18 protein-coding genes are annotated in these 25,828 nt (G+C 54.3%); 4 read left to right on the top strand and 14 right to left on the bottom strand.

Annotation, left to right across the window (positions count from 1 at the left end; translation table 11 throughout):
• Positions 1 to 9: 9 nt before the first annotated feature.
• The 5 genes from LN415_02160 to LN415_02140 all read right to left on the bottom strand — a co-directional run bounded on the left by LN415_02160 (position 10) and on the right by LN415_02140 (position 6,759).
• Entirely contained in the window at positions 10 to 732 is a 723-nt protein-coding gene (locus tag LN415_02160; GenBank protein ID MCJ2555897.1) for a hypothetical protein, read from the bottom strand.
• 4 nt (positions 733 to 736) lie between these two features.
• Entirely contained in the window at positions 737 to 4,804 is a 4,068-nt protein-coding gene (locus tag LN415_02155; protein ID MCJ2555896.1) for a PAS domain S-box protein, read from the bottom strand.
• A gap of 15 nt (positions 4,805 to 4,819) precedes the next feature.
• A complete protein-coding gene (locus LN415_02150; GenBank protein MCJ2555895.1) occupies positions 4,820 to 5,629 on the bottom strand; it encodes a response regulator in 810 nt (269 codons plus the stop codon).
• 152 nt (positions 5,630 to 5,781) lie between these two features.
• On the bottom strand, positions 5,782 to 6,153 hold the full coding sequence (locus tag LN415_02145; protein ID MCJ2555894.1) for a hypothetical protein: 372 nt from the start codon (positions 6,151 to 6,153) through the stop codon (positions 5,782 to 5,784).
• 72 nt (positions 6,154 to 6,225) lie between these two features.
• On the bottom strand, positions 6,226 to 6,759 hold the full coding sequence (locus tag LN415_02140) for a DUF4184 family protein (GenBank protein MCJ2555893.1): 534 nt from the start codon (positions 6,757 to 6,759) through the stop codon (positions 6,226 to 6,228).
• A gap of 229 nt (positions 6,760 to 6,988) precedes the next feature.
• Here LN415_02140 and LN415_02135 point away from each other — a divergent pair, with 229 nt between their 5' ends.
• Positions 6,989 to 7,249, top strand: a complete 261-nt coding sequence (locus tag LN415_02135; GenBank protein MCJ2555892.1) for a hypothetical protein — start codon at positions 6,989 to 6,991, stop codon at positions 7,247 to 7,249.
• Between the two features lie 12 nt (positions 7,250 to 7,261).
• Here LN415_02135 and LN415_02130 read toward each other — a convergent pair whose 3' ends face one another.
• A complete protein-coding gene (locus LN415_02130; GenBank protein MCJ2555891.1) occupies positions 7,262 to 9,910 on the bottom strand; it encodes a tetratricopeptide repeat protein in 2,649 nt (882 codons plus the stop codon).
• A gap of 169 nt (positions 9,911 to 10,079) precedes the next feature.
• On the opposite strand from LN415_02130, the gene LN415_02125 reads away from it, so the two are divergent.
• A complete protein-coding gene (locus tag LN415_02125; protein MCJ2555890.1) occupies positions 10,080 to 11,003 on the top strand; it encodes a GTP-binding protein in 924 nt (307 codons plus the stop codon).
• 186 nt (positions 11,004 to 11,189) lie between these two features.
• Here the strand turns inward: LN415_02125 and LN415_02120 are convergent, their stop codons facing one another.
• The 6 genes from LN415_02120 to LN415_02095 form a co-directional block, all read right to left on the bottom strand.
• Positions 11,190 to 11,996 carry a YwiC-like family protein gene (locus tag LN415_02120; GenBank protein MCJ2555889.1) on the bottom strand — a complete coding sequence of 269 codons (807 nt, stop codon included), beginning with the start codon at positions 11,994 to 11,996 and terminating at the stop codon, positions 11,190 to 11,192.
• Between the two features lie 125 nt (positions 11,997 to 12,121).
• Complete coding sequence (locus tag LN415_02115) at positions 12,122 to 12,496, bottom strand: response regulator (GenBank protein ID MCJ2555888.1); 375 nt, start codon at positions 12,494 to 12,496, stop codon at positions 12,122 to 12,124.
• Positions 12,489 to 15,374: a PAS domain S-box protein gene (locus LN415_02110; protein ID MCJ2555887.1), complete on the bottom strand. Its 2,886-nt coding sequence runs from the start codon at positions 15,372 to 15,374 to the stop codon at positions 12,489 to 12,491. The genes LN415_02115 and LN415_02110 overlap by 8 nt, the downstream gene beginning before the upstream one ends.
• Positions 15,375 to 15,886: 512 nt before the next feature.
• Positions 15,887 to 17,812, bottom strand: coding sequence for a tetratricopeptide repeat protein (locus LN415_02105; protein MCJ2555886.1), 1,926 nt, complete (start codon positions 17,810 to 17,812; stop codon positions 15,887 to 15,889).
• A gap of 261 nt (positions 17,813 to 18,073) precedes the next feature.
• Positions 18,074 to 18,295, bottom strand: coding sequence for a hypothetical protein (locus LN415_02100; GenBank protein ID MCJ2555885.1), 222 nt, complete (start codon positions 18,293 to 18,295; stop codon positions 18,074 to 18,076).
• Positions 18,296 to 18,463: 168 nt separating this feature from the next.
• A complete protein-coding gene (locus LN415_02095; GenBank protein ID MCJ2555884.1) occupies positions 18,464 to 19,147 on the bottom strand; it encodes a hypothetical protein in 684 nt (227 codons plus the stop codon).
• A gap of 410 nt (positions 19,148 to 19,557) precedes the next feature.
• On the opposite strand from LN415_02095, the gene LN415_02090 reads away from it, so the two are divergent.
• The gene (locus LN415_02090; GenBank protein MCJ2555883.1) at positions 19,558 to 20,607 is read left to right on the top strand and encodes a hypothetical protein; all 1,050 of its coding nucleotides are present in this window, start codon (positions 19,558 to 19,560) and stop codon (positions 20,605 to 20,607) included.
• A 64-nt stretch (positions 20,608 to 20,671) separates the two neighbouring features.
• On the opposite strand, the gene LN415_02085 is transcribed toward LN415_02090, so the two are convergent.
• Complete coding sequence (locus tag LN415_02085) at positions 20,672 to 21,025, bottom strand: hypothetical protein (protein ID MCJ2555882.1); 354 nt, start codon at positions 21,023 to 21,025, stop codon at positions 20,672 to 20,674.
• A gap of 784 nt (positions 21,026 to 21,809) precedes the next feature.
• On the opposite strand from LN415_02085, the gene LN415_02080 reads away from it, so the two are divergent.
• Positions 21,810 to 22,448 (top strand): hypothetical protein, encoded by a 639-nt coding sequence (locus LN415_02080; GenBank protein ID MCJ2555881.1) that lies wholly within the window; start codon positions 21,810 to 21,812, stop codon positions 22,446 to 22,448.
• A gap of 24 nt (positions 22,449 to 22,472) precedes the next feature.
• On the opposite strand, the gene LN415_02075 is transcribed toward LN415_02080, so the two are convergent.
• Positions 22,473 to 25,289, bottom strand: coding sequence for a hypothetical protein (locus tag LN415_02075; GenBank protein ID MCJ2555880.1), 2,817 nt, complete (start codon positions 25,287 to 25,289; stop codon positions 22,473 to 22,475).
• Positions 25,290 to 25,828 lie beyond the last annotated feature (539 nt).

The raw sequence follows: 25,828 nt of genomic DNA, 5'->3' as shown, positions 1-25,828 counted from the left end.
GTTCTCCTGTCAAAGCAATTCATCAGCGGCTTCGCTCTCGCTCAGAAACTCTAGCCCAGGACCTCTCTCAGTCAAGACGACCTCCAGGAACTCACCGCCTATGTCGAACTGGACCCACTTCGGGCTCGTCGTTACTCCCTTTATGTGATGGATTCTCATCTCCCTCTGGAGGTTGGGTTTGAACCTCATCTCGACTACTCCATCCGCCAACATGGCAAGGGTGTCTTCAGCCCCTTCCTGTGCATCATCGTGAAGCGCAAAGACGCCGAACCCCCGCCAACTTCTCAGCTTCGACGTAACGATTTGGAAGAACTTCATGAGCACGGAGGTCGAATTGTGCAGGAACAAGGGTGACAGGGAGTAGACGAAGAGGTCCGGTGAACCGCCGAGCTGGTTGGCAGCTTTGGAAATGCTCATCCCTATCCCCTCGACGTTAGACAGGCTCGTCACATACAGGGTGCCTCTGGACGGAGTTCCCTCCCTTACGTTGCTCAGAGATAGGGTAACGCAGTCAATGAACACGAGGTCTTCACCCTCGTGCCCTCCAAGGTCGATGTCGAACCTGAGTGCTCGTTCTTTGATCGCTTCTGGCGGGTAGTCCACACAGACCATGACGACCTTCCTCCCTTCCTTGAGCGAGTGTTTGATCAGTTCGAGGGACCATTCGAGCTTTCCAACTCCAGGTGGGCCCTTGAGCAGAAGTCCAGAAACACCTGGGAATCTCTCCGCCACAAAATCACTCCTGAACCGTCATTCTGAGCTTGCCCGGGTCCTCAGACTCCTCGTTCTTCGCGGGAAACGTTAGAGTAATCGTTGTCCCCTCTCCCTCGGTGCTAGCTACATCTATGCTTCCTCTGTGCCTCTTCACTATCATTGACACCACATAGAGTCCCAGTCCCGTCCCCTTCCCTACATCCTTCGTCGTGAAGAACGGGTCGAATATTCGGGATAACTGCTCCTCAGGAATGCCGATCCCAGAGTCGGATATCTCGGCCTCGACAAGGTCTCCTTTGGCTCTCGTCGAGAGGACGATCTGCCCGCCATTCCCAAGGGCATCCACGCTGTTCTGGAGAAGGTTGATGAAAACCTGTTGAAGAGCATCGTGACTCCCCTCCACAGGAGGTAGGTCCCCTAGATCCGCCACGATGTCGATGTTCTGAGGTTTCTGTGTTATCCTGATTGCCTCTAGAGACTCCTGAATGACATCGTTCAAGTCCATGTCGATCATATTGAGATCCATTCCATCCCTTGAGTATCTCGAAAGCCATCGGACGATTCCAGATGCTCTTCCGGCTGCGTCCACTATCTTTCGGGCATGGTCCTTGATCAGCGTCGGATCGTCCTCGTCGAGTATCGCCTCTGCGTAGCCCGTCACCCCGGCGAGCGGGTTGTTAACCTCATGAGCAATCCCGGAAACCAGAGTGCCTATCCCAGCCAGTTTCTCAGACCTAATTAGCCTCTGCTCCGCTTTCTTGGCTTCAGTAATGTCCCTGACAATACCCAGGATCATCTTTTCGCCACCCAACGTGATGGGGACCCAGCGGATCTCTGCCTGAACATGGTTCCCATCTTTTCGGATGAGAGTGAATTCCACTAGACTGGTCTCTTTCCCTTCGACCTTTGGTCCGAGGACTTCCGCGAACCGACGGACCTCGCCCCCAGGCAGGATGGCCATTTCTCCGAAACGCTGGTCAAGCCATTCATCCTTCTCGAAACCAAGCATTTCCACGATGCTCCTATTCACATCGACAGTCGTGCCGTCCAAGTCCGTAAGTATGTAGCCGTCTGGAGCGTGCTCGAAAACCAATCTGAACCTCTCTTCCGAACTCTTGATTCGCTCTGCGGCCTCTTTCCTGTCTGTGATGTCGTGGACCGTCCCGATCATCCTAACCGGCTGGCCCTTCGCTTTGGCAATCACCTCTCCCTCTTCGTGGACGAAACGCACTTCCCCACTGGATAACACGATCCGGTGATCGATGCTGAACGGCTTCCTCTTGTTCAAAGCCCCGTCAACCGACCTTTGAACGAGGTCGATGTCTTCGGGATGGACGAGATCCAGGAACGCCTCGTATGTCGCACCAAACTCCCGAGGACTCAGGCCGAAGATGCGGTAGATCTCGTCAGACCATGTCAACTCGTCTGCCTTTATGTTCCAGGTCCAATTTCCCACGTGAGAGATCCGCTGAGCCTCAACAAGCATTTCCTTGCTTCGCTTCAGCTCCTCCGTCACACGCCTCTGCTGGAGGGCCATCGATACCTGACTGATGAAAGTCTCAATCAGGGCCCTGTTCTTCAGCTTGGTTCCTTTACGCGTCATTATCACCACATGAGCGAAGACCGTCTCTCTCCTTTCAAGGCCGATGGAATAGATGTCGCCTATCTTTGCCATCTTCATGAACATCTTGGACAGCCTCTTCGAGATTCGACCTTCCGTCAGTTCGTGGATCCCTTGGGATAGCTTCACCACCCTTCCACTTCCGAGTAGTTCATCTAGTTCTTGGAGGGTATTGAACTGCATCCCGACGATGTCTCTCCCCATCAGCTTCGTGATTGCACGACTCAGCTTGCCGAGTCCGACGACGGAGCGCACCTCATGAAGGCCCGCATTCTCGTCATAGGATGAGACAAGGATGATGGAGTTGCCGGTTATCTCACTCAGTCGTTTCGCGATGTGCTCGTAGATGTCATCTTCCTGTGGAAAGGCGGTGAGCTCCAGGGCACTCCTGTAAAGATACTGCAGATTGAGCGCCTCTCGATCGGCTTTCATCTCCGCCCTCTTGTGGGCAGTAACGTCACTAAGGAGATTCAGCGTCGCTGGTTTTCCTTCCCAGCGGAAAACCACTGCGTTAATCTCGACCCATATGATGTTTCCACGTTTGCCGACGATTCTGAATGTGTAGACGTCGGGAACATCCCTTCTCTTGATTCTCCGTTTGTGGCGGGCGAGCACCATCTCTCGGTCTTCTGGATGGATGAGTTCCGTGAAGGGCTTCGACGCCAATTCCTTCATGGTATACCCCGTGACCTCCGCGGCTCTGGGATTGGAGAACTTGAGCAGACCGTCCTGGACGACCACGATACCCTCGTTGGCGTTATCAACGAGCAACTTGTACTTCTCCTCGCTTTCACGCAATGCCCGGCTCATCCTCTTCCGATCTGTGACGTCCCTTGCTATCGACTGGAAGGCGTAAACCTTGCCGTCCTTCCTCATCGGGCTGATTCGAACCTCAGTTTCATGTTCGATACCGTTTCGATCGACCCAAGTCACTTCCAGCGGTCTTGGGGTCTTTCCGCTCATGAGGGATGCAAAAACCTTCAGGTACTTCGGCATGTCCCGCGTTCGCAGGGTTGGAAGCTTCGAGAAGTGCTGGCCAACGATCTCCTCCTCGGTGAAGCCCGTCGATTCCAAGAACGCACGGTTGCATGCCGTGACCTTTCCTTTCCTGTTTATAGTCGTCATGCCATCGGGGGCTTGATCGACCATTTCTCTGTACTTTTGCTCTGAATGCCTCAGCTCCTGTTCCAGCAGCTTGCGCGCCTCTTCGATTCCTTGGGTGTGCAATGCGAAGGCGATGTCGCCGACAACCTCTTCGAACAGTGTTTGCTCTTCCTTGTCTCTGACGAGGTCACTTGGGAGAGAGACAGACATCAGGCCATAGACCTCTCCCCTGTGTTCCAGTCGTAGGGTCAACGCTCCTCTTCCTTTGTATTTCTTTGGAAGAGGGCAGCTTTTACAGGATTCGAGGGGATTGTCTATCACTTCAGTTCCCGATCTCTTCATCGCACTTCGACCACAGGGGGTCAACTCCCCACGCTTCAGTTTTCTGAGCACGGGCTCGAAGTCCTTGCCCAAGCCCGACTCGTGGGCTGTAACGAGTTGTCCATCTTCATCTAGTAGGGCGATCCAAGCGTGGAAGTAACCACGGTTCTCAATGAGGTTATCGCAAACTCCTTTCAGCAACTTGTCGCGATTCCTCTCCATTGTGATGAGCTGGTTGACCCTACGGATAGCTCGCAACACAAGGTTAAGGTGGTTGATCTTCTTCTCTGCCTCCTTGTGCCCTGTAATGTCAACCATCGTTCCTGAGATCTCATCTCCATTGAGAACTGCGCTCAGGAGCATGTTTTTCTCTTCTCCGTTCTGGCACACTACCTCGACATCGAAACTGGTGACCTCCCCTTCTTCCTTGAGAATGGCGAGCATAATCCTTCTCCTCTCTGGATCCTTGTACCTCGCGAGAACGCCCTCATGAATCATATTCTCAGGGGAATCGAATCCGAGCATTCTCGCCATAGCACGATTTGTGTGGAGGATCTCGCCCTTCAAGTTCGTGTTGTACATCCCAACGGGGGCATTCTCCAACATGTCTCTGTATCGCTTTTCAGACTTCTTCAAGGCCTCTTCCAGCCTCTTGTTCTCAGTTATGTCGCGACTGACCACGATGGCCCCGATCGCTTCCCCCTCCACGTCTCTCACTAACGCAACCGACGCTGACCCACGAATCCTCTTGCCATCTTTTGTCCTCTGGATGACTTCCCCCCTCCAGTTGTTATTCCGATAGAGACTGTCTAGGACATCCTTCCTCTCGTCGTTTGAATCCTCCAGGCCTGTGACCTCACGCAGGTCTTTTCCAGTCACTTCTTCTGCAGGCCAGCCGTACATCTCTTCAGCGGCCCTATTCCATCCTGTGATGATGAAGTCCGCATCAGTGCAAATGACGGCGTCAGAGATGTATTCCCAGAGCTCGGCGTGGACAGCATCCTGTAATGACTCTCTTACGGGGATGTTCTTGCCCATTGCCATGCTACATCATCTCATTCACTGCAACTCATCGTCGCGACGTTCCTCGATCAGGTCGCCAAACTCCCCCTCAATATCACCGAGTTCATCTACGGAACCGGACCATTTCAAGATTGAGTCGCCATATCTGTTCTCTATTCTCCTGACGGTCCTCCTCATCTCCCTTCTCACGAATCCCGTATCGTCGCCTTCTCCGACGGCCACGAGGAAGAACCCCTCACCCTCCTCCATTAGGATCTTTGAGTCACCATATTCAAAGGACTTCACTTCGTGATTGGGTTTGTGGAACGAATCTTCTATGAACATCCTGACCGCGGTGAGCATGGAGCCAAAGATGTCGGAATCAGACTCCGACCGGGAGGCGACGGCCTTATGGTGAATCAACTTCCCGCCGTCGGTCAGCAGATAGACTCCCGAGAGTTGGAACGATTCCCTTTCTCTTGCGGACTCGACCTCTTCGAAGGCTCTCGCGACTGTGGATATCAACTCCTTCTTCCCGACCGGCTTGGCAACGTAATCATAAGCGCCTCTCTTCATCGCGGCGACGCCGACCTCCACGTCTATATACCCAGTGAGCATGACCACGGGCAAGAAGCTGTAGTTCTGTTGAACGTAACTGAGAACCCCGAATCCATCGACCCCGGGCATCTTTATGTCAGTGATGATTAGCGAGATATCGTGTGCCTTCAAGGCCTCTATTGCGCCCTCCCCGTCATGTGCCGTCACGACACGATAGCCCGCTCGCTCGAGATGGATGCGGAGCGTGTCTCTCACGAAATCCTCGTCATCGACGACCAGAATCGTTTTTGAACCGCCAGCTTGTAACATTTGGGTCCGTGATTTGTATCATCCGGCTTGGCTTAAGGATGTCGGCATCATTATCAGATATGATACATGGCTCTCTATTTCGCCATGGGTATGGTCAATCTACGCGCCACCTATCGCAAGGAGAACACGCTGACCCGAACTAGCTCGTGTTCTTACTTGTACACCTTGCACGTGTTGCAGTACCAGCGCTGCTGGTCCGGTATCCACATCAGAAGTCCTCCACAGCCCGTGCAGACGTTGCCGGGCGGCACTACCGGCATCGGTACCACCGGAATCGGTGCTGCCGGCCTCTTCACCGGAACAACCAGCATGAAAAGTATGGCAAGGAATATCAGGAAGAGGCCCACGCCGACCACTACCATCCCCTGCTGCATGTACACGAACTCGCAACGGTAGTCGCATTCCCGGAGCAGTGTCAGTATGATGCCCACGGGGATCAACGCAATCCCGAGCAACATCAGCACGTACGCCATGAACTTGGATTCTCGGGACTCTGGCTCACTCCTATTCTTTGGAACGCTCATCTGTTCCCTCCTCATCCCTTGATTCACTATGGTGTTGATAAGCCTTTTGGGGACGGCAATCGACCTCCGATGTTACTTGCCCATCTTCCACCAATACACGTAGGCGAGATGGACGAACGCGAGCAGAATGGTCCCGTGCGCGAGAATCTCCCAGGGAAGCACCTCGTCGAGGGGGAACATGACGGAAGGCAGGGGATAGAAGACCGGGCTGCCTCCGTGATACAGGATGTCCAGGAGGACGTGGCTCGTTGTGCCTATCAGTATCGAGTATGCGATGACTAGCAGACTGCCCCGCTGCTCGAGGACATCGATTCCAGCGAACTTGTAGCCTCTCGGGTCAGGGGATGTCCTCTTGAAGTATCTGATCACTTTGGGCACGACGTACAGGGCCGCTATGAGGGCGAGGACGAAATCGAACGTGAAGGCGCCTATCAGCGAATGAGTCATAATCCTCGCGGGTTCCTCGTACACGGGAAGGACGTAGAAGAAGGGTATGAACAGATCCGGAATGACTGCGCCGACGCTGAGCCCGATGAAATCGAACCTCTTAGGCTTCAGGATGAACAGAGGCCAAACGAGGGCGCAATGGAAAGCGGTAAAGGCCATGCGGAATCCAATATCGGAGATTCCAAAGGCGTATTTGTATTGATGGGTGTGCAATCGCTCTCGTGCCGCGATTTTCGGGGCATTATTGCTCGCTTATCGTGATATTAGTCGTCTGAACTTGCATCTAGCCTACTCGGTCTGCAATTCCAAGAAAATACATGTCCAGGAAACCTTTTATTCGACCCCTCTCCGATTCATTATTAGTTCTCAGAAAAAGGAGAGGAAAAAAATGAAGGCAATGATAGCATTCGGTGTGCTGGCCTTGTTCCTCGTGGTGGTTCTGGCCTCGAGGAACATTGTAGCGGACGACGATTCCGACGGTGACGGCCTTCCGGATCCGTGGGAGCTGGAGTATTTCGGGGACCTTGGCTATGGAGCAGATGACGACCCGGACCTTGATGACTTCACGAATCTGGAGGAGTACGAAGCCGGAACAGATCCCACGGACGCAACGAGCAAGCCAAGACCACCGACAGCGAACATGAACTAGGCAACGAACGGGTCACACGAGCTTTCTCGTGCCCTTCGGCTCCTGAAGACGATCCAGTGACGCAATGGGTTTGCCGACCTGCTCGGAGATGGAGATGGCAGTCTCAAAACACATCCTTGCTCGGTCGACCATTCCCATCTCCCTATATAGCTCACCTGATCTCTTGAAGGAGTCCATGATGTCAGCCGGGGCGCCGTGCTCCTTGATCTGTACGAGATGTCGCTGTATGTGGCTAGAGGCGTTGTCGCTTTCCCCTCGCCTGTAGCCAACGAAGGCCAGCGACAGCTCGACAAGCGCGCTATTCTTCTTCTCTTCCAGCCGATTGAATATCTCCATTGCACTGTCAAGATACCTCTCAGCCCTCGACAGATCGGGTTTCTCTATGTAGATGGATGCCGTGTTAAGCAGAAGGATTCCTTGGCCCCGCAAATCCCCGATTCTTTGCGCGAACTTAATGGCACGATTGAAGTACTCGAGCGCGAGGTCGTTCTTCTCGAGACTGTAGAGTGAAACGCCCAGACCATTATATACATTGGGAAGTCTCAGCACATCGTGGTTCCCCTCACATATTCCGACCGCCTGCTTCCACGCCTCCATCGCCTCCTCGCGCAGGTTCTGGAGTGAGAGAATAGAGCCCTTCGTAGCAAGATAGTCTGACCTTTCCGATCTATCGGGGTGCTCGGATGTAGAATCGTCCATGAGGCCGAGGTACTCATAGCCCCTATCGAAGTCTGTTTGATCCGCGTACAGCATCGCCAGGTTCCTGAATACTCTGGTTGTCACCGAAACATCCGTCCGCTCGTTGATTTCTTTCTCTGCTCTCTGGAAGATCTCCAGAGAATCCCTGCTCTGGCCTTGCCTCCTCATGATTTCCCCAATGTGGGAGGCTGCTTCGAGCGCAAGACCGAGATCTCCCTCTTTTGCGGAAATCCTCTCGGCTTCCTTGAAATCCTCAATGGCTTCCTTCCACCTCCCCGTGAGACTGAGCATCCTCCCCCTTAGAAGATGGATGTCCGTCACGAATGAACCCCAAGTATCTGAATCCTCCATTGCTTCGAGAATCTCAAGCAGGTCCTCTGAGAAGCCCTCGCTGATGAGGCTCTCTCCATGCAGTGTCATGAGCTCTGCGGCCCGCTCGAAAAGGCCTCCCTTCACAAGGTGGTATTGAGCCTCTAGGACCGATTCCGGGTCTGAGAAATCGGAGTAGTATTCACCAGCCTGGCGATGGTATTCAGACCTCTTGGGCTCCGAGAGCTGACCGTAGAAGAACTCCTTCAGGGCGTCGTGCATCACGTACTTTTCGTCAGCGCCCTCAGAAAGGAGGGACTGAGAGACTAGGGAGTCGATCATACCGTGGTCCAGCTTCTCTTCCGCAAAGAGCGCACTCGTACTCACTCGTTCTCGGAAGACTGAAGCGATTGATAGTATCGCTCTCTCTTTCTCGCTCAGCTTGGACGCTATCTCCTGCCTGAGAAATCTCTTCACATCCCCGGCAACGACCTGCGCAGAGGAGTCTACGAGTTCCAGGAACAGGGGGTGACCTTCCGTTTTCTTGATAATCTCGTCGAACTCGGCCTTTGGGAGCTTGCGCGAGGACAGGAACTCCCTGCAATCCCTCGCACTGAGTCCGCCCAGTTCCATCTCGACCACGTGCTTCTTGACGCTCACGTCCCGGGTGTCGTAGAACGGCGGTATCTGCCTGCCCAGAACGATCATCTTGAATCCATTTGAGGCTCCGAGGAATCCCTTGGCGGATTCCAAGAAGTTGAGTACGTTGCCCCTGGCGAACTGACAGTCGTCCAGGACAATCATCCCGTCCAGACCGCGCAGGCAGTCCTCCACAATGAGTCCTACCTCGTCCAGGTCTATCTCCTTGTTCGAATCCAAGTAGAACTTCAGGTCATTCCTTTCCAGTTCGCTGAGGACCTTGGAGAGGCTCAGAAGGAGGCCCCGGAGCGTGGTCCAGTCCTTGAGCTGATAGTAGAACAGATTCGTCTTGCCCTTCGACTTCTTCATGACCTTCGCCGCGAGCGTGCTCTTGCCGATTCCCGCGATTCCCCGAATTGCCAGAATACGCTGTTCCTTGGAACTCAAGAAACTTTCGACCCGCGTCAGCTCCTTCCGTCTGCCGAAAAACCTGTGGAGCATCGGAAGCCCAGATGCGACGGGCTTTCTCTTCTTCATCCTCCTCTTCTGGTATTCCGCCACGTCGAACGCTGACTTGCGGGTGTGAGTCACGATGTCCAGGAGCGTGGACCCATCCGCGAGAATGGTGGGGATCTCCCGAAGCCTGACAGTCCTCTTCCCACCCGGGGCGTTGAGCAGCTCTATCTGCCCGCCTCCTATCCCCGTCTCGATTTCCCGCGCGCGGTCCATTCCGCGGGACGTTAGGAAGTAGCATAACCTCCGTCTCTTCCCTCTCTGCACGTGCCTCAGCTCCCCGCTGATGAACTCGCTCTCCACGAGTCCGCCTATGACCTGAGACACCTGGCTTCTCCTTATCTCGAGGGCGTCTGCGATTCCTGACTGTGTGAGTGTGAGGGGCAGCTCCGCTTGATCGTAGATGCCGACGTGGTTGTCCAGGAAGAGGACGATCCTCTCACTGATCTGCAGAAGGTACTTCTTCGTGTAGTACCCTTTGCCGTAGCCCTTCCTCACCATCTCCCTTGCCCCTGCAAGGGGATGATGCACCCTGAGATATTAGGTTCTTTCGGAAAAACTACATGTAGACACCATATAGTTATAAACACCACAGGATTATCCTTGGAGCAGGACCGCGTTTCCAGCCGGGTTCATTTGGAAAGCGCGGGGGCGCTGCGGAGGACAGTCCTTGGACGGATCGGGACAGGATGGCAAGAAGGTCCTGCTAGATGGGATCTCCAAGAAGGAGGACCTCAAGGATGTGAGCCGTAGGGGGAGGATTGTCTTCGAGGTTGTCGTCACTGGTCGAGACTCGAGGTTCAAGACGCTGTCCGATCTTCTGGAGACCCACGGCTGGATATGCGAAGAGAACAGGGCGACACTGACCGTTCCGAAGGACTTCTTCTCCACGGGCGATGTTCGGGCGGTGGAGACGGTTCGGGACGCGATAGTCAAGATGAAGTACCTTCTCAAGGTGGCCAGAATGGACTACGACATGAGAGTGATCTCGGAAGCTCCATCCGTTGGAAAGGTGGAGAGCGTGGCGAAGCTCAAGGTGGGTCTCGTCGGCGATGCCGCGGTGGGGAAGACGAGCCTCATCCGAAGGTTTGTCCTGGACCAGTTCGACGACAAGTACGCGAAGACGATAGGAGCGAAGGTGTCCAAGAAGGAGATCCACCTCGCCCTGCCCCGGGGCAAGCATATGAGAGTTGACATGATGATCTGGGACGTCATGGGCGAGAGGAACATCGCGGAGCTCTACTTGCAGGCCCATTTCAAAGGCATGCAGGGGATACTTGCGGTCGCGGATGTGACGAGAGCGGACACGCTTAGGAGCATAGACGAATGGACCGCTTCGGTCCGCGAGGTGGCTGGCGACGTACCTGTCTACGTCCTCGTCAACAAGATGGACCTGGAGGACGAGTTCGACATGGAGCTGGTAGACGTCTCGAAGTACAGCCGAGGCCTGGGCTCGCCCTTCGCGTTCACGAGTGCCAAGACGGGGAAGAACGTCGAGAAAGCGTTCATCGAGCTGGCGGACTGGATTCTGTCCCGCGGAAAACAGAAAATGGCCGTCGCTCCCATAAGTGATGTCTCCCTTCGGGAACGATAGCGCAGAGCGTCGTGTCACCATCCTGGCGAAGGACATATTGAGCATCAAGTGGAAGGAAGAGTATCACGAGCGAGATCAGTTTCGAGGAAATCGAGCACGTGGAAGCTGCCCGACTCCACGCTTTCAGTGATGCACCTGAGTATGATGCGAGGATTAAGGGACGAGGCATGGGCGGAACCGAGGCTACTACGATATGTAGAACGCCAAGACGACCATAACCAAGAAGACGAGCGTGTAGAAGACCTCCATCACACCAATCCGCCGAACGGGTAACGGTCTCTTTACCCTCCTCCCCACCGCAGTCCACGCCCTAAGAGCGCCCGGCAGAAGGGCTAGAGGGGAAAGAGGAGGAAGCATGCCCGCAAGACCGAGAACGACCGCGGCGCAAAGAGCACCGAGATGATACAGAACTGACGGCCGACCCGCCTTGAGACGCTGTCGAAGCGGTCCCATGCTCGCAGCCCGCCGGCGCACCAGGTAGCGCACGTGGAAGACGCTCCCGCAGAAGAAGGAAGCGCAGAGCACCCACACTGCGAAGGTCTGCACGGAGAAGATGCCTCGGGCAGTATACTCTGCCACAGGGGCGACAAGGGTCAGACCGAGTACTCCAATGAGCTCGCCGCTATTCGTGTAATCCCTCTTCTGGTGCGCTATCATTAGTGACGTCAAACCGACTGCGAGTAGGAGGATTCCGAAGAGGAGAAGTGACCACAGTCCGTAGGCCAAGACAAGCAAACCTCCTGTGCCCAGAAGGACCAGTGCGTAGAACGTTGTCCATATCAGCACTCCCTTCCTCCGTGTGTCCGTCTCGGGAAACCGCAAATAGACTCCCGCTGAATGGCGCGCCAGAAAGCCGAATACGACCGAACATAACAGGAGAGCGGTTCTGGGGTCGAGACTGCCTCCTACCCACGTGCCCAACACAAAGCAGGCGATTAGGATCGACCAAGCGCCGTGTTGCTTCGAGATTGTGAGGGTGAAAACCCCGCGCATACCGCTACCTTTGGACATGGCTCAGACCTTTGAGAGTTACGAGACGCTTGCCGATTGCTATGCCAATGGCGGTATTAATGCTTCTAAGGGCGTACTGTCGCACACAGATATCGGACGCGCAGGTCCTATGGCGAAAGGAGCTTCTTAACACGCCGGACGAGGTCATCTGGAGCGAAGGGCTTCGTTATGTAGTCGTCCACGCCCAACTCGTTCAGGGCCCTCTCCCTGTCTCTTGGATGAGCCATGACTGTGAGCATCGCCACCGGGATGTCCTTGGTTCTTGGGTTCTCCTTCAGCTTCTCGAAGACGATCCATCCGTTCATCCCCGGCATCCTGACATCCAGCAGAACCAGGTCTGGGTTCACTTCATCTATCGTGTCGAGACACTCGATGCCGTCGTTTGCCTTGGAGACTTCGTATCCCTCCGCCTCCAGTATCATTCCCACAAGATCGAGGACGTTCTTCTCGTCATCAACAACCATCACCTTCTGCTTAGACATCCGGATCCTCCTCGCCAAGAGGCAGTATGACACGGAAGACCGAGCCACTTCTGGGCTCGCTCTCCACCTCTATGCGCCCCGTATGGGCTTCCACAATCTCTTTGCATATCGCCAGACCGAGTCCCGCGCCCCTGTGTACCCGCGTGGATGAATTGTCCGCTTGATAGAATCTATCAAAGATGTGTGGCATGTCCTCGGCGGAGATTCCTGTACCCGTGTCTGCCACTTCGACGGTAATATGTTCGTCGCTCGCGCTTGCCCTGATCTCAACCGAACCACCCGCTGGCGTAAACTTGATGGCGTTGCTGAGGAGGTTGGAGAACAACTGGTGCAGCCTCGACTCATCTCCTCTGAGGGGACGTAAGTTAGACGGGAGACGTTTGGAGATCCGAATCTCCTTCTTCTTCAGTTCTGGAGTCATGGAAGAAACCAAGCTCTCGATAATCCGACCGATGGATACGGTCGCTGTTTCCATCTCCAGCCCCTCGACGTCTATGGTTATCAGGTCGAGGAAGTTGTCTATCAGAACCCTCAACCGCTCTGATTCCTCGACAATTATGCTAACGGATTTCCTATGGTTCTCAGGCAACTTTCCGGTCTTCCCTGAGAGCATGAACCCGGCATACCCTTCGATGCTTGTAAGCGGGGTCCTGAGCTCGTGTGATATGTTGGAGATCAACCTGTTCTTGGTTTCCTCCGCCTGCTTGAGATCTGTGATGTCCGTGACGATTGCGCTGAATCCAACGACCTCGTCACCCCGCGTGAGGGCAGTCGGAGTACTACTCAGCCGGACTTCGTGGCCATCCTTGCATATCACGGAGAACTCCAGATGTACCGTTTTTCCGGGATCCTCAAAGGCGCTCAGGAACACTTCCACGATCTTCTCTCCGTCGTCAGGATGAATGAAGTCACCGAAGAATTCGCCAAGGAGCTCTTCTCTGGAGTACCCTATCGTCCTGCAGAGCGCATCGTTGACGTAGTTGAACTTCCCTTCAATGTCTGTGGTCGCAATCGCCGCTTCAGTGTTCTCAACGAGATTTCTGAACCTCTCTTCGGACCTTTTCATCTTCTCTTCGGCTTCTTTGCGTTCTGTGATGTTGGTTGTCTGGAGGACCACGCCAGCGAAGTCCCCTTGCGCATCCTTGAGCGGTTCCCAGGAGCTCGAGGCATACCACACTTCCCCATTCTTTCTCACTGCCTTGTACTCGAAGTCCCTGCCTCCAATTCCTTCGGAGAAGGTTCGGTCAAAGGCCTCTTCTGCCTTCGGCCTGTCGTCCTCATGGACCCACGAGACGAATCCTCCCAGCAGTTCCTCAGGAGTGAGGCCTGTAATCTCTTCGGAATTCGGGCTGACATAAACGTTGTTACCTTCTGTATCTGCTATTACGAGGACACCGGGAGCCCCCTCTACGATGCTTCTGAACCTTTCCTCTGATTGTCGCAGGTTCTCCTCAGCCTCCTTGCGATCCTCCTCCTGTCTATCTCTCTGCAGTCTTGCGTTCAGGATTGGAGCTATGCCGTTGGCTATGTTCTCCAGCAACTCCACATCCTTATTGTCGTAGTCCGTTGTCTTGTTGCTGACCAGCAGGTTTCCTATGACTTCGTTTCGATGGATGATGGGCACATCCAGAGCCCGGGTGACAGGAATGTGACCCTTTGGCACCTTGAAGCCTCCGTTGGAGCAAAGCGTCCTCTTCTCCATGAGAGCCCGGCCCCATATACCTCCCCACGTCTCTCGGGGAAAGACGATGTCTTTGTCTTTCATCTGGCATTGGTCCCAGATGTCTTTGGTCAGGGAGGGGGAAACGAAGGCTCCGTCTCGGTGGATGTATCCGAAGATGCCGTACTTGCTCCCCATTGTCTTCAGAACCACATCAAGCACTTCCCCGTACATTCTCTCATCCGAGATGGTGAGGAAGATCTCATCGATTTTGTTTCTGATTTCCAACTCCTGCTTGTACTCTCGCAGGGCCTCCTCGGCCTCGATTTTGGAAATGCCAAGAGCCAAGTCAGCTGCCAGCTCCTCGAGGAGGCCGATTTCATCCTTGTGAATGTCCCTTTCCGTCTCGAAGCAGACGTGGATGAGTCCGATGACAGGTCCGCCACTGGTCATTATGGGGACGAGAACAGACTGATGGTCTACTTCGTAGTCGCAGCAATCGCATTCCCCACACTCTTCCCTCGTGCTTCTGTACAACACACTGGACTGCTCTCCAAGCAGATATCTAACACACTTCGGGGCGTCACCCTCGCCTGTCGGGCTGGCCTTCCACTGCCTTCGTTCGTGATTCCCACGATGGGCGACAGGACGCAGCTCGTTCGTGTCCTTGTCCAGATAGGCAATGGATATGTCCATGTATCCTCTCGTGTCGGCCAACGAATAGCATGCCCTCTCCAGAAGTATCTTCTTGTCTGTTTCGGACGTAATGCACTGATTGATATTCCTGATGGCTAGGAGCAAAGAGTTCAGGTCTCCAAGCTGCCTTTCGGTCTCTCTAATCTTGTCCTTCAGCTCCCTGCGCTTGGTGACGTCCCTGACAGTGACCATGACACCCACGACTTTATCACCCGATCTGACGAGATTGGCTGAGTAGTCTATGTCTATCTCCTCTCCTTTCCTGTTCCTGATGTGGAGGGGCAGAAGAACCTTCTTTCCGGCAAGAGCGTCACTAGAACACTTCTCGAGTTCCGATATCTGCTCTGGAGACAACACACCGATGTCTGAAAGACGCCTCCCCACCAATTCATCACTTGAATCCCCAAACATCCGAACAACGCTTTCGTTGACATTGAGGATTCTTCCGGACGTGTCCAAGAACAGAATCCCGTCACTTGCGTTGTCGAACATACTCCTGAACTTCTCCTCGAAGTGGCTCAACCTACCACCACCAGGAGAAACGATGATCGCAGAACTCGCTCCCGTAAGGTGCGTTCCCCCCATCCCCAAGAGTCCCGCAGCGTTTCGATGTGCTCAGGGAATCGTCCAATGACCCGCTAAGCAGACGCCAGAAGGCACCGAATCCAGCCTCAGTATTAGGGAACTCGAACTGTCCGAGGAGGAGGGGCATGGTCTCGCCCCCCTCCATTCCTGGATTCGCACTACGGTCCATCTGTGTCATTCTCCGCCTTGGCCAAGGTCAGACACTCTGTGTTCTTCTTCTGGTAACTCGGCAATCGAAGACTACTTGGCGCTCTTGTTGCACTTCCCATTGAGTGTGTAGCGCAGATGAGAGGATTCCGCGCCTTTCAAGGCGATTGCAGCGATTCCTCTTTAATCTTTGTCAAATGCATTTCGAACGGGGAGACTCCGCTTCCAGCGATTCGGAAGCAGAATATCCATCGAGGTCTTGCCATGGGTTCAGAAACGAACCTGAACCCAATGGGGCGTTCTCAAGAACCTGTCTCAGGAGCAGTCCTCTTTTTCGGAGAGTGGGTGTCCTGGCCGATCTCCCTGGCAAGCGGTATCTCAAGCATCAGTCTCTCCCCTTGCAAGAGAACAACTCCCTTCTGTTTGTCAAGCCTGTAGAGATCGACGGACTGTCTGTCGGGACTCAGGACGTTCTGGAACGTGTAGTGTTTCAGGATGCCGTGGGAATGCAGCTTCTTCACACGCCTGTGGCATTCTGCCACCGGAATGCCCAGATTCCTTGCGAGTTCGTTGACCGATCTGCTTCGCCTCCACAGGGCCATCAGGATGTTGCGGTCGGACCTGTCGAGGTCCATCGGGCGCGATCGAATGGCGTCTTGCTTCCCGTGCCTCTCTGGCTTCTGGGCGGGTGGGACCTCGTGGTCCGGTTCAGGGGGCTCATCCCTCTCCCGCAACATATCAGCAAGGTACTGCTCAAACGCCTCCCGAAGGGCGTTATGCGCGACCCTTGAGAATCCAAGCGACTGAAGGATCGTCCCGGCCTCGAACCAGGCATCCGCCAATTCGGGGTCGAGTTCCAGTACCCTCTTCAGAGCTGCCAGCGCTCCGGGTCTATCCCCGCCTGTGCTGAGCATCTTCCCCTCGTCAACCCACAATGATTCGTCCTCAGGGTTAAGCCTGGTGGCTCTCTCAATGCACTCCGTCGCGTCCTCACTTCTTCCCATCATCGAGTAGACCCGCCCCTTCCCCTTCCACGCCTTCCAATGGTCTCGGTCAGTTTCAAGGACCTTGTCGTAGTAGAGGAGTGCGACTTCAAGATCCCCAGCATGGACACGCTCGTCGGCCTTCTGCATGAGCTCCTCCCTCCTGGCCGCTTCTTCCCCAGGACTCTTGGAGACTGGGGCGATTGTCTTCTGAGAGGCTCCCTCAGGCTCCCTCTCACCTCTCTCCTTGGGCGCTGGTGACTCCGTTTTCTTGGATGTCCTGCCTCTGAGGAGCGTCTCGATCTCCGCTCTCCTCTTCTTGCTCCACTTATGGTCGGGATCGATTTCCAGCGCCTCTTCGAAGCAACCAAGGGCCTCCTCATACCTGTCCATGACATAGAGCAGGGTTCCTTTGGAGTACCACGCATCCAGGAGGTTTGGGTCGACCTCTATTGCCTTGTCGTACAGCCTGAGGGCCTCCTCGGGGTTCCCGCTATATCTATGCATACTCGCCGACAGAACGAGGTCCTCTCTGTGAGGCTCAATATCTGAGAGCCGTTCGGAGGCCTCTCCGAGGCTCGAGTGGCCTCGGTCCACGGTTCCGTGTATTTCTGGTATCCCTGCATCTTCTGAAAGGACGGGATCGGTGTCAAGCTGGTTGCTCTCCTTCAGAGGCCCATCAGAAGCGCTGGCTCTGGTATGACTGTTGAGTTCCTTCAACGCCTCTCCCCTCCCATACCAGGCATCTGAGAAGTTCGGGTCGACCTCCATCGCCCTCTCATAGCATATCAGGGCCTCTTTGTACTTCTTGAGCTTCAGGAGGGTCTCTCCTTTCTGGAACCACAGTCTCTCGTCTCTGCTGTCAAGCTCGGTTGCCCTTGTATAGCATTCGAGGGCTTCCTGAAACCGGCTCAATCGTATCAGCGCTTTGCCTTTGGCATCCCAGGCCTTCAGATGAAAGGGGTCGAGCCAGGTGACTCTCGCGAAAGCTTCAACAGCCTTCTCGTGCTCTCCCATCTTGGCCTGTAGCGAGCCCAGGCCAAACCAGAGGCTCTTGTCATTCGGGTTCTTCTCGATTTCGCTCTCATGCCATTCCTGGGGGCTCTTCTTCTTGACATCTTCTGGAACTGCTTCTCTGATCGCAACGAGAAGCTGGGACATGAAGCAAAGCCACTCAGACGAGAATAGACGTATCTTGAGCTGCTTTGAAGAGTCAAACGGGGACATTCGCACCCACTTCTCCATCAGATTCAAGGTCAACCTTCGCGCCTCTCGATTCAGAAGTTCTCCTTGCAGAGATAGCCTCTGAGTGGTATTGGGACTTCTGAAGCATTTTGTTGTCAAACGGATAGCTGATGAATAAAGTTTTTCTCAGTATTATCACCTATGGGAATAGCGGCACAACCTACTTGTATCACGTCCACGTCGAACACTATAGGTCGCGCAGGGAGAAGAGACAATGACGAGTCAGATGGTTGTTGCACACCGTCCAGAGTGCGATGAGAGCTATTCCACGGCACCGAAGGGATTCCAGGGAGTCGACACAACAGATGCAAGGATCCTGATGTTCACCCATGAGAGCCCCAGGAGGTTGCTGACCATTGCGACCATCTTGGGGATTCCTCTCGCGGAGTGTTCCGGCAGGATCAAGAGGCTCATTCTCATGAACTTGCTTGGGTCGTTTCGGCTGTCCCTCAATCCGTCGAATGCTGAGAAGAAGAGGCTCATTTACGATTTTCACTACGCGAACACGAAGCGTGTCAGTATAGTCGTCAAACGGAACAGGCACCAGGTCCGAGTCTCTCTGGCTGAGTCTGGAGAGAATGTACTTCTGACGCCTCGACTGCCTCGATAGAAAACTATCAACCTCGTCGATCTGCGAAGGGGGCTGGAATCTCAGTCGATGCCGACGGCCGTCTTCATCGTTGGATGGAATCTCGATGACAATCTCGCACGCTCTTCGATTGCAGGCCAGTTCCTGCAGACACGAGGAAGAAAGAAATCCTTCGTGTAGATTCCCTTTGCACTTAGCGCCTGGACGAGCAGTGATTCCCCTTGCTGCGCTACCTGAATGCACACATCGGTCGAATCCTTGCACTGGGCGACCGTCACGTTATCGTGCGAATCTAATGTCAGGCAGAAATAGCCCAGTGAGCCTCGATGATCGAGGAAAGGAACGAGTTCCTTCAGCATGTACGCGGGAGCGGAGTCCTCCGAGAACATCTCTGAAAGCGGCGATAGAGGATCGAAGAAGATCTTGTCGAATTTCTCCATCCTCGAAAGGGCATCGAGGGTCCTCTTTGTCATCTCTATCTCGTTGTCACAATCCCGGACATCAGCGATGCTAAGCACTTCTAAGGTTCTCGGTGACTCTCCAGAGGCCAAAGAAATCGCCCCATTGAACGACACGTGGAGAATCGATTCGTCCTCTGATTCGACAGATGACGTCACCCATTCCGCGAAGTCCTGGTATATCCGAAGGTCCGAGACGAGGAGAAGAATGCTCCTGGTGCGAGCGCTCGGCCTCATGACAGAATCCTTCGGGCTCACCCTCTCTAGGTTTGGCTCCTTTCTATCCATCTGTGTGCACCCCTTATCCATGGCCTGTGATGAAGGCCACAACACCTTCTGTTGCTGAATAGGTGGTAGATAATTCATCGGATATTTATGTGTTCCCCCCTCGCATTATGCATTCTGCACAAACTAGTGGCTGAGAGTGGTCTCTTGACTAATGCTTTCCGAAGAAGTTACAGTCAACGGACAAAGAACTCTCCCTGTTTGTGTCAGGAGGACACTCTGTCCCGGTGGGTCCATCAGAACGCTCGAGAACGTGGAGGAGCAATCACTGACGAGCGCCGCCAATGATCGGCATCTTTCCGCAGTGTTCGATTCATGAGGGGGACACTAATCGCTGCAATTGCATCTCCATGGGATTTGTATCGCAACGGATAAATAGCCCCCCTATCTTCCGATGCTCAATGGCAAATGAGGTGCCGAAGAGAAGTGATGCGAGGGTCATGCATGGACTCGTCCACTATCCCTTGACTACCGACAAGGATCTCGCTTCGAGACTTGGCATGAAGTCGCCGACGGTCACCGCGATCCGCCGGAAGCTCGTGGAGAACCGAATCCTGCGGTCAGTCGAGGTCCCGAACTTCGCCGCACTTGGATGCGAGGTCATGGTCGTTTCCTTGGGATCTCTTGTCTCATACCCAAGCCTGGAAGAGCGACTCACGAGCGTCTCGGATGTGCTCGAGAGAGATGAGATCGTCCACGCCTTCATGGAACCAGGCCAGGATTTCATGATTCAGATCTCTCCGAGCTACACGCAGGCTATGCGCAATATACATTCCATCGAGGAGAGGTATCAGACCCAAGGATTCATCGAGGAGCCCATGCAAGTAATGGCGTTCCCTTTGGGAACGTCCGAGGTCTATCGATATTTCGATTTCACCCCACTCCTTGACGTCCTCTTCGAAGGTAAGGAAGGGGAGGAGGTCAGGAAGACCATCTTTCGAACGAAATCTCTCAAGTTGGGGAGGAAGGAGTCTCTCGTGCTCTCCGGTCTCGTCGAAAAACCTGAGGCCAACGACACGGAGCATTCCAAGAGATTGGATATCTCTCGCATGACCGTGGGGAGGGCAAGGAGGAGGTTTCGGGACGAGAGGATTCTGGAAAGGATTTACACACCAGACTTGTCAAGGATTGGCATCCGGCTAGTCGTTGTTACGAGTGCCAGGTTCCACCCAAGGTCCTCGGCAACACTGAAATACAATCTTGCAAGAATCATGAAACTTCTCGGACCCGCCTTCTTCTGTGTATACGCCTCTAGGAAGATAGTGGCGGTCAGCGCCTTCAGGGATTTCGAGGACTATAAGCGGAGGCTCCACGACCTCTCTGAAGCCTACAAGGAGCACGAGTACTTCTGGGATACGCCGAAGAGACTCCTCTTCTCTCTTGACCACTCATCTGTGGTGAAGGACCACGACTATGGCCCGCTTGTCAGACAACTCCTGGCAACGGGGCCTCGGAATGGATAGCTCCTGGGACAATCGCCCACCAGGGTTCAGGACGAGTTCGATCATCTCGGAATACCGCTCTCGCCTAGCGCCTGACCGAGGTCCTCCTTCTAAGGAAGTCGCCTAGTGCGGTTAGGAATATGCCCATGGCTGCGAAGAAGAAAGCGAGGATATGCTTACCATCGAGTAGCACAAGAGACACGATTGCGAGGCCGTAAAAGGCAATCCCGAGTACGAGGGCCTTGTCATTCGCACGCGACGATTTCTGCTCTGCACGCCTTGCGTCCCGGTCAATCGCCTCGAAGACATTCTCCCCATTGAGGATTCCCACTCTCGTTCCCAGTTGTCTTGTTGGGCCTTCCCTACTGGGTGAGTCCTCAGAGGCGTTCATTTCCGCGCCGGCCTTCCTCGTGCTTAGCTCGGGAGATCCTTTGACCATGCAATGTCACCCCAATTGATGATGGCCGCTCTCTCCACGTACAGAAAGAAGTTGCTTGCGTGTCGGATGTTCCACGCCTGAAAAAACGGGTGAGAGTGGCCAGACTTCATCCTGAATCCTAGATTCCGTCTCGCCACTCTCGGGAGGGCAGAAGGTCGGGGAGATCCCGCAGAAGGGGGGCTCTGCGTCAATGGAACATCCCCTCTTCCCTGAGACTATTGAGACCACGTGGCCCAAGGCCACTCTTCTCTTCTCATCGGGGGGCCGAAGATTGGAATGGTGATGATGCAAGATGCGCGAACAATCAGGGTAGATTCCTCGACGCCATGTCTTTGGCCAACGTGGTCCTCTTGTCATAGTCTCAAAGCCCACCGTTCTAGAAGCGTGCTTACTTGAGAATGGACCTATAAGTCCGTTTCTCACAGGTTATCACCACAGATAACAGAACATATCATACACCGTGCGAAATTGCAGGGATGATACGCATATGCGACTCGTGAGACACTGATACCTAACATACCGTGAGATTTGATGAGGGAGGTGGAGACTGAGGAGAAGGAACACGGCCTCATTGTGAGAGGTGTAAGCTCTCGCTTCATATACCGGTCAATTTCGTGCAGATTGGACAACCAAATCCATGATTCCGAGCAAAACATATGTAGCGTGTTTATCAACGGCGATAAACTGCGAGGAAGGTTTATTAGATACCAATCTCGTTTTCTTGCCACCAAACCAAGATGTGCATTTAGCGGTAGTTTCACATCTGAAAATGGAGATGCAAAAGTTGAGGCCTGAGGACATTGAGTTCAAGATCCTGGAGGGGCTTGCCGATGGGATGAGGACCGCTGGTCGGCTCTCTGAGAACACGCTGATAGAGAGCTCGGTACTGGGCCCGACTCTGAAAAGGATGATGATGGAACACCTAGTCGAGCCATCCAGAATGGCCCATTCAAGGGGGCGCAAGGATTTCGCGATGATCATGTACAGGCTCACCCCTGCGGGACTCAAGAAGCTCAACTCTCGCCTTGACGATACGACAGAGGCCCACGAACCTTCGGCGGAAGAGATACTCAGAGAGATCGAAGGCCTGGAACTGGACTTACTTGATACAGATCCGATACTCAGCAGCAGAGGCGAAGCCGAGACCCATGAAATCTCAGACGACGGAAGGGCCGGCAGACTCTACTGGCACATAGGACTGATTCTGATAGTCGTCGGTGTTGTGGGTTTCGTCGGGTTCTCCCTGCTCCACGACATCCTCGAGATACCAGTTGTCGGTGAGGCCTTCGACGAATTCGGGAGCATCAACCAACTGGCGGTTCTGCTGGGAGTTGTCTTGCAGGCACTTGGGGTATCGTTCCTCTTCATCTCAGAATTCGCGCATAATGCGGGTCCACGCTTGCCTGAATCACAGGCATACTAGAGGCTGGCTTGATTGCAGAGAAGGCTAGCTGTCAGCAGCCTCTGAGCTCTTCCTTTGCGTCCTCGTGGACCGAGTCCGTCTTCTCACAAACGGAACTAGTCCAGCCAACACTATCGGCAGGATGAGATGCTCAAACTCCGGTATTCTCTCGATGGCGATCTCGTAGTCTAACGTCTCCTGCCTCCAAATCCACGGAAGCTCGCCATCGCCTGAACCGGCGTAGGTCGAGGTGAGGTGTGTTTTCGTATTGGTGTCAGATGTCAGAGTGACTTCAGACCATGAGTTGCCATCCCAGACCTGACAATATATCTGGTTCCCTCTCACGTAGAATGCGTAGAGATTGTCGTTCGTCGTGAGAAGGCTCAGGGTTGGATAGAAATTGAACTGGTTGCTCGTCTCTGGATCGGACGAGCCATCCGTCCAGGATCCCGATGTCTCCTTGTACACATACTGGATGTAGCCACTCGAGTCCGAGTATATCAGATGAAGAGTCTGCGATGAGTTCGCAACGACGGAGGGTCCCATCTTGTCCTTGGTTCCCGCGGTCGTGGCAATGCTGGCTTCGTTCGAGTCCCAGGAGGAAGTCCCTGCATCATAGCCTCTTCCCTCTATGTTGCCGTCGGCATACCAGACAGCGTAAATGTCCCCGCCAAGGAGCGGAGCGATTTGCGGGAACACGTAGTTGTTGGAAACGTCGCCGGCGGTCCTCAGAACGGTTCTCGTGTCCCAAGCGGACACATCGTCCGTGTTAGTGGACCTGACTCCCGCGATGTTGTAGTTCGTTTCCTGACAGGAGGAGACTATCCAGATGTAGCCTGTTGAGCTTCGCGAGATGAAGGCCACCTTGCTGCCTAGATCGCTACCAGAGGCCGTGACCGTGTACTCGCTGCCCCAGGAGATACTCGTTCCCGAGATCGTTCCTTTCCTCGTTATCACGGTCGTGTCACTGGCAGAGGTGTCGCCAACGATGTATATGGTGGAGTTCCCGCTATCGAGCCACACCGAAGCGTAGTTGACTCCTGAGCTGGAGAACGCCGAGACCGCGCTGTTGGACCAGCCTTCGCCCGAGGAGCTGTACTCGTACATCGTCTTCCCCTCGTCACCGTCGTAGTAGAACGCCCAGAAGTATGTACCGTCGTACACGATCTTTCTCTGGTGCGAATAGGCCGTGCTGCTGACGGATGACGTCGTGCTCTCAATGACGTATATGCTCCTGGATCCCGCCCTCGTTGCCCATGTGGTGTTGCTCCAGGCCTCATCCTGGTTGCGCGCCCAATCCGTGGTCTGGAAGAAGACTCTGGAGCTGTTGAGCTCTCCTAGGCGGGCCGCAGAAACGGAGACCTCCAACTCTCGGTCGCCGGCTTCAGCCTCCACGGAACCGACGTTCTTCCAACGTCCAGTGTCCCATTCGAAGAGTTCCTTCGCGAGTATCTTGCCACCGATTCCGGTGAGTCTCACCAGATAGTCGGCCCTCAGCCCGCCGAAGGGATATCCTTGCGAGACCGAGGAATTCGTGTCAATGTAAATGAGTGCTACGTCTTCTCCGGCCACTCTGGGGATTCTCGAGGGTGGGGAGGGTTCTCCCGGCTCACCTTGGGTGACCTTCACCCTCTTCTCAGGAGTGAATAGCCCTCCAAGGATTTCACCCTTGACGGATAGATACGCGAATACGTACTGGTTGGAGAGGTTCGTCGAGTAGCCGTTCACGTCCACATTGGGGTTCTCCGTCAGTCGCGCGTCAACGTCAACCAAGATCTCGTCTTGCCAATCACCGAAAAAGCCGTCGATGCGTTTCTCTGACGGTTTGGTCACGGCATAGGTCCTCTGACCCTTTCCCAGTATCGTGACGGTAGCGTCCGCGTCCACGGAAGCCAGGGAGACCTCAACGAATTCCCCTGGCACAATGGTCTGCGAATTGACCGATACGTACTTCCTGACCGTCGTGTCGGCGGGGACCGTGAAGGGATCGATGGGGTGCAGGGAGAAGTTCCCGATCTTGTGGAAGTTCAGGCCCTCGACCTCGACGTCCGATCCGAAGGCCCTGAGCCTCAGCTCGAGTATGTAAGGCGTCGATGTCTCCAGAACTCCTCTGCCCAGCAGGCCAGTCTGGACCACTTGCAGTGCCCCGAATCGAGGGCCAAGGGGGACATGGGACCAGGAGGCTGCGCCATCGTAGTTGTCCATGGTGATTCTAACCTGGAAGTTCGTCGAAATCGCCATAATCTGGTTTGGGTGGAGCTGGACCTCTAGACCGTTCTCGGCCACTGCAGCTCCGCAGCTCCCGATGGATCGCCACGCGCTCCAGTTGTGCGGGTCGGTTCCTTGAAACGTGGCAACTCTGGTGTAGCTTACCGAGCCTTCTGATCCTGCAATCTGGACCAGTCTCTCGGCACCAATGTCCTGGGCCTGGTAGCCAGTTTGCGGGTCCCCGTCCATGTCGATGAAGATGTAGACAGAGTCCAAACCCTCGGGGTCTTCGAAGATCGTTCCCCTTGCACTAGCATAGAAGGAGATGAAGCCATTCTCACTCTTGAGGGCGAACTCGCTGATGTCGACGTCTGGATCCGATGTCGAGGATCCCTGGGTATATGTAGGAACCCCGCTCCAGTCTGAGAACTTGCCATCTATCTTGATCGAGGTCGCCGGGCCTGGTGGGGATTCCGGAATCAGCACCGTGATCGTGGCGAACAGAATCACAAGAGAGACGATGATGGTGGAGTACCTCCGTATGGCTCCCTTCTTCTGGAGGCCCTTGCCGTTGGATATCGTTCCTCTTATGAATCCGTTCGTGCGACCGTTCACCTTGCCATTCACTCGGCCGTTGACCGATCCGTTGATCATTCCATTCACTCGACCGTTTACTCTGCCATTGGTTCGCCCGTTTACTCGACCGTTAGTATGTCCATTCACCTGGCCGTTTGTCCTCCCATTGGTCAGGCCATTTCGTCCAGCATTCATGTATCCATTGTGAGAAAGAGCGCTTAGGGCGTGGACTTCCCCTCCAGTCCTGCGAGGGGTCCTTGTTTCTTTCTTATGTTCTCGTGAAGATGGCATATTCCAGAACCCGAGACCCTTCTTCGCCATGACTCTCCCCCTTCTGGTCCGGGGGTATTAATCCTTATCGTCATATTATCATCTCCGATAACGAAAGTTATCCCACGATTAGGAATAGCCGATGCAACATATCGAATAGATAAGTGGTATACGGTGGAAATATGCAACAACGTCACACCACTACATGAGAAAGGCCCTCGGTGCGCTCTGACACACAGGTCGCTGGAGCCCTGCCGATCCATATTGCATTGATGAACCGCCGCCGAGAGACCTAGGTCTTCTTGACTATGATGTTCACCGTCTTCACGAATGCGAGAAAGGCGAGG

It is taken from the genome of Candidatus Thermoplasmatota archaeon (assembly GCA_022848865.1).
Classification (GTDB): Archaea; Thermoplasmatota; Thermoplasmata; order RBG-16-68-12; family JAGMCJ01; genus JAGMCJ01.
This window is presented reverse-complemented; position numbering and strand designations above follow the sequence as displayed.

What these genes read in the sequence shown, in the direction of transcription:
- LN415_02155 (MCJ2555896.1), bottom strand. Translation starts at nt 4,804, where the DNA reads ATGGCAATGGGCAAGAACATCCCCGTAAGAGAGTCATTACAGGATGCT.
- LN415_02150 (MCJ2555895.1), bottom strand. Translation starts at nt 5,629, where the DNA reads ATGTTACAAGCTGGCGGTTCAAAAACGATTCTGGTCGTCGATGACGAG.
- LN415_02145 (MCJ2555894.1), bottom strand. Translation starts at nt 6,153, where the DNA reads ATGAGCGTTCCAAAGAATAGGAGTGAGCCAGAGTCCCGAGAATCCAAG.
- LN415_02140 (MCJ2555893.1), bottom strand. Translation starts at nt 6,759, where the DNA reads ATGGCCTTTACCGCTTTCCATTGCGCCCTCGTTTGGCCTCTGTTCATC.
- LN415_02135 (MCJ2555892.1), top strand. Translation starts at nt 6,989, where the DNA reads ATGAAGGCAATGATAGCATTCGGTGTGCTGGCCTTGTTCCTCGTGGTG.
- LN415_02130 (MCJ2555891.1), bottom strand. Translation starts at nt 9,910, where the DNA reads ATGGTGAGGAAGGGCTACGGCAAAGGGTACTACACGAAGAAGTACCTT.
- LN415_02120 (MCJ2555889.1), bottom strand. Translation starts at nt 11,996, where the DNA reads ATGCGCGGGGTTTTCACCCTCACAATCTCGAAGCAACACGGCGCTTGG.
- LN415_02115 (MCJ2555888.1), bottom strand. Translation starts at nt 12,496, where the DNA reads ATGTCTAAGCAGAAGGTGATGGTTGTTGATGACGAGAAGAACGTCCTC.
- LN415_02105 (MCJ2555886.1), bottom strand. Translation starts at nt 17,812, where the DNA reads ATGGAGAAGTGGGTGCGAATGTCCCCGTTTGACTCTTCAAAGCAGCTC.
- LN415_02100 (MCJ2555885.1), bottom strand. Translation starts at nt 18,295, where the DNA reads ATGAGCCTCTTCTTCTCAGCATTCGACGGATTGAGGGACAGCCGAAAC.
- LN415_02095 (MCJ2555884.1), bottom strand. Translation starts at nt 19,147, where the DNA reads ATGGATAGAAAGGAGCCAAACCTAGAGAGGGTGAGCCCGAAGGATTCT.
- LN415_02085 (MCJ2555882.1), bottom strand. Translation starts at nt 21,025, where the DNA reads ATGGTCAAAGGATCTCCCGAGCTAAGCACGAGGAAGGCCGGCGCGGAA.
- LN415_02075 (MCJ2555880.1), bottom strand. Translation starts at nt 25,289, where the DNA reads ATGATCAACGGATCGGTCAACGGCCGAGTGAATGGCAAGGTGAACGGT.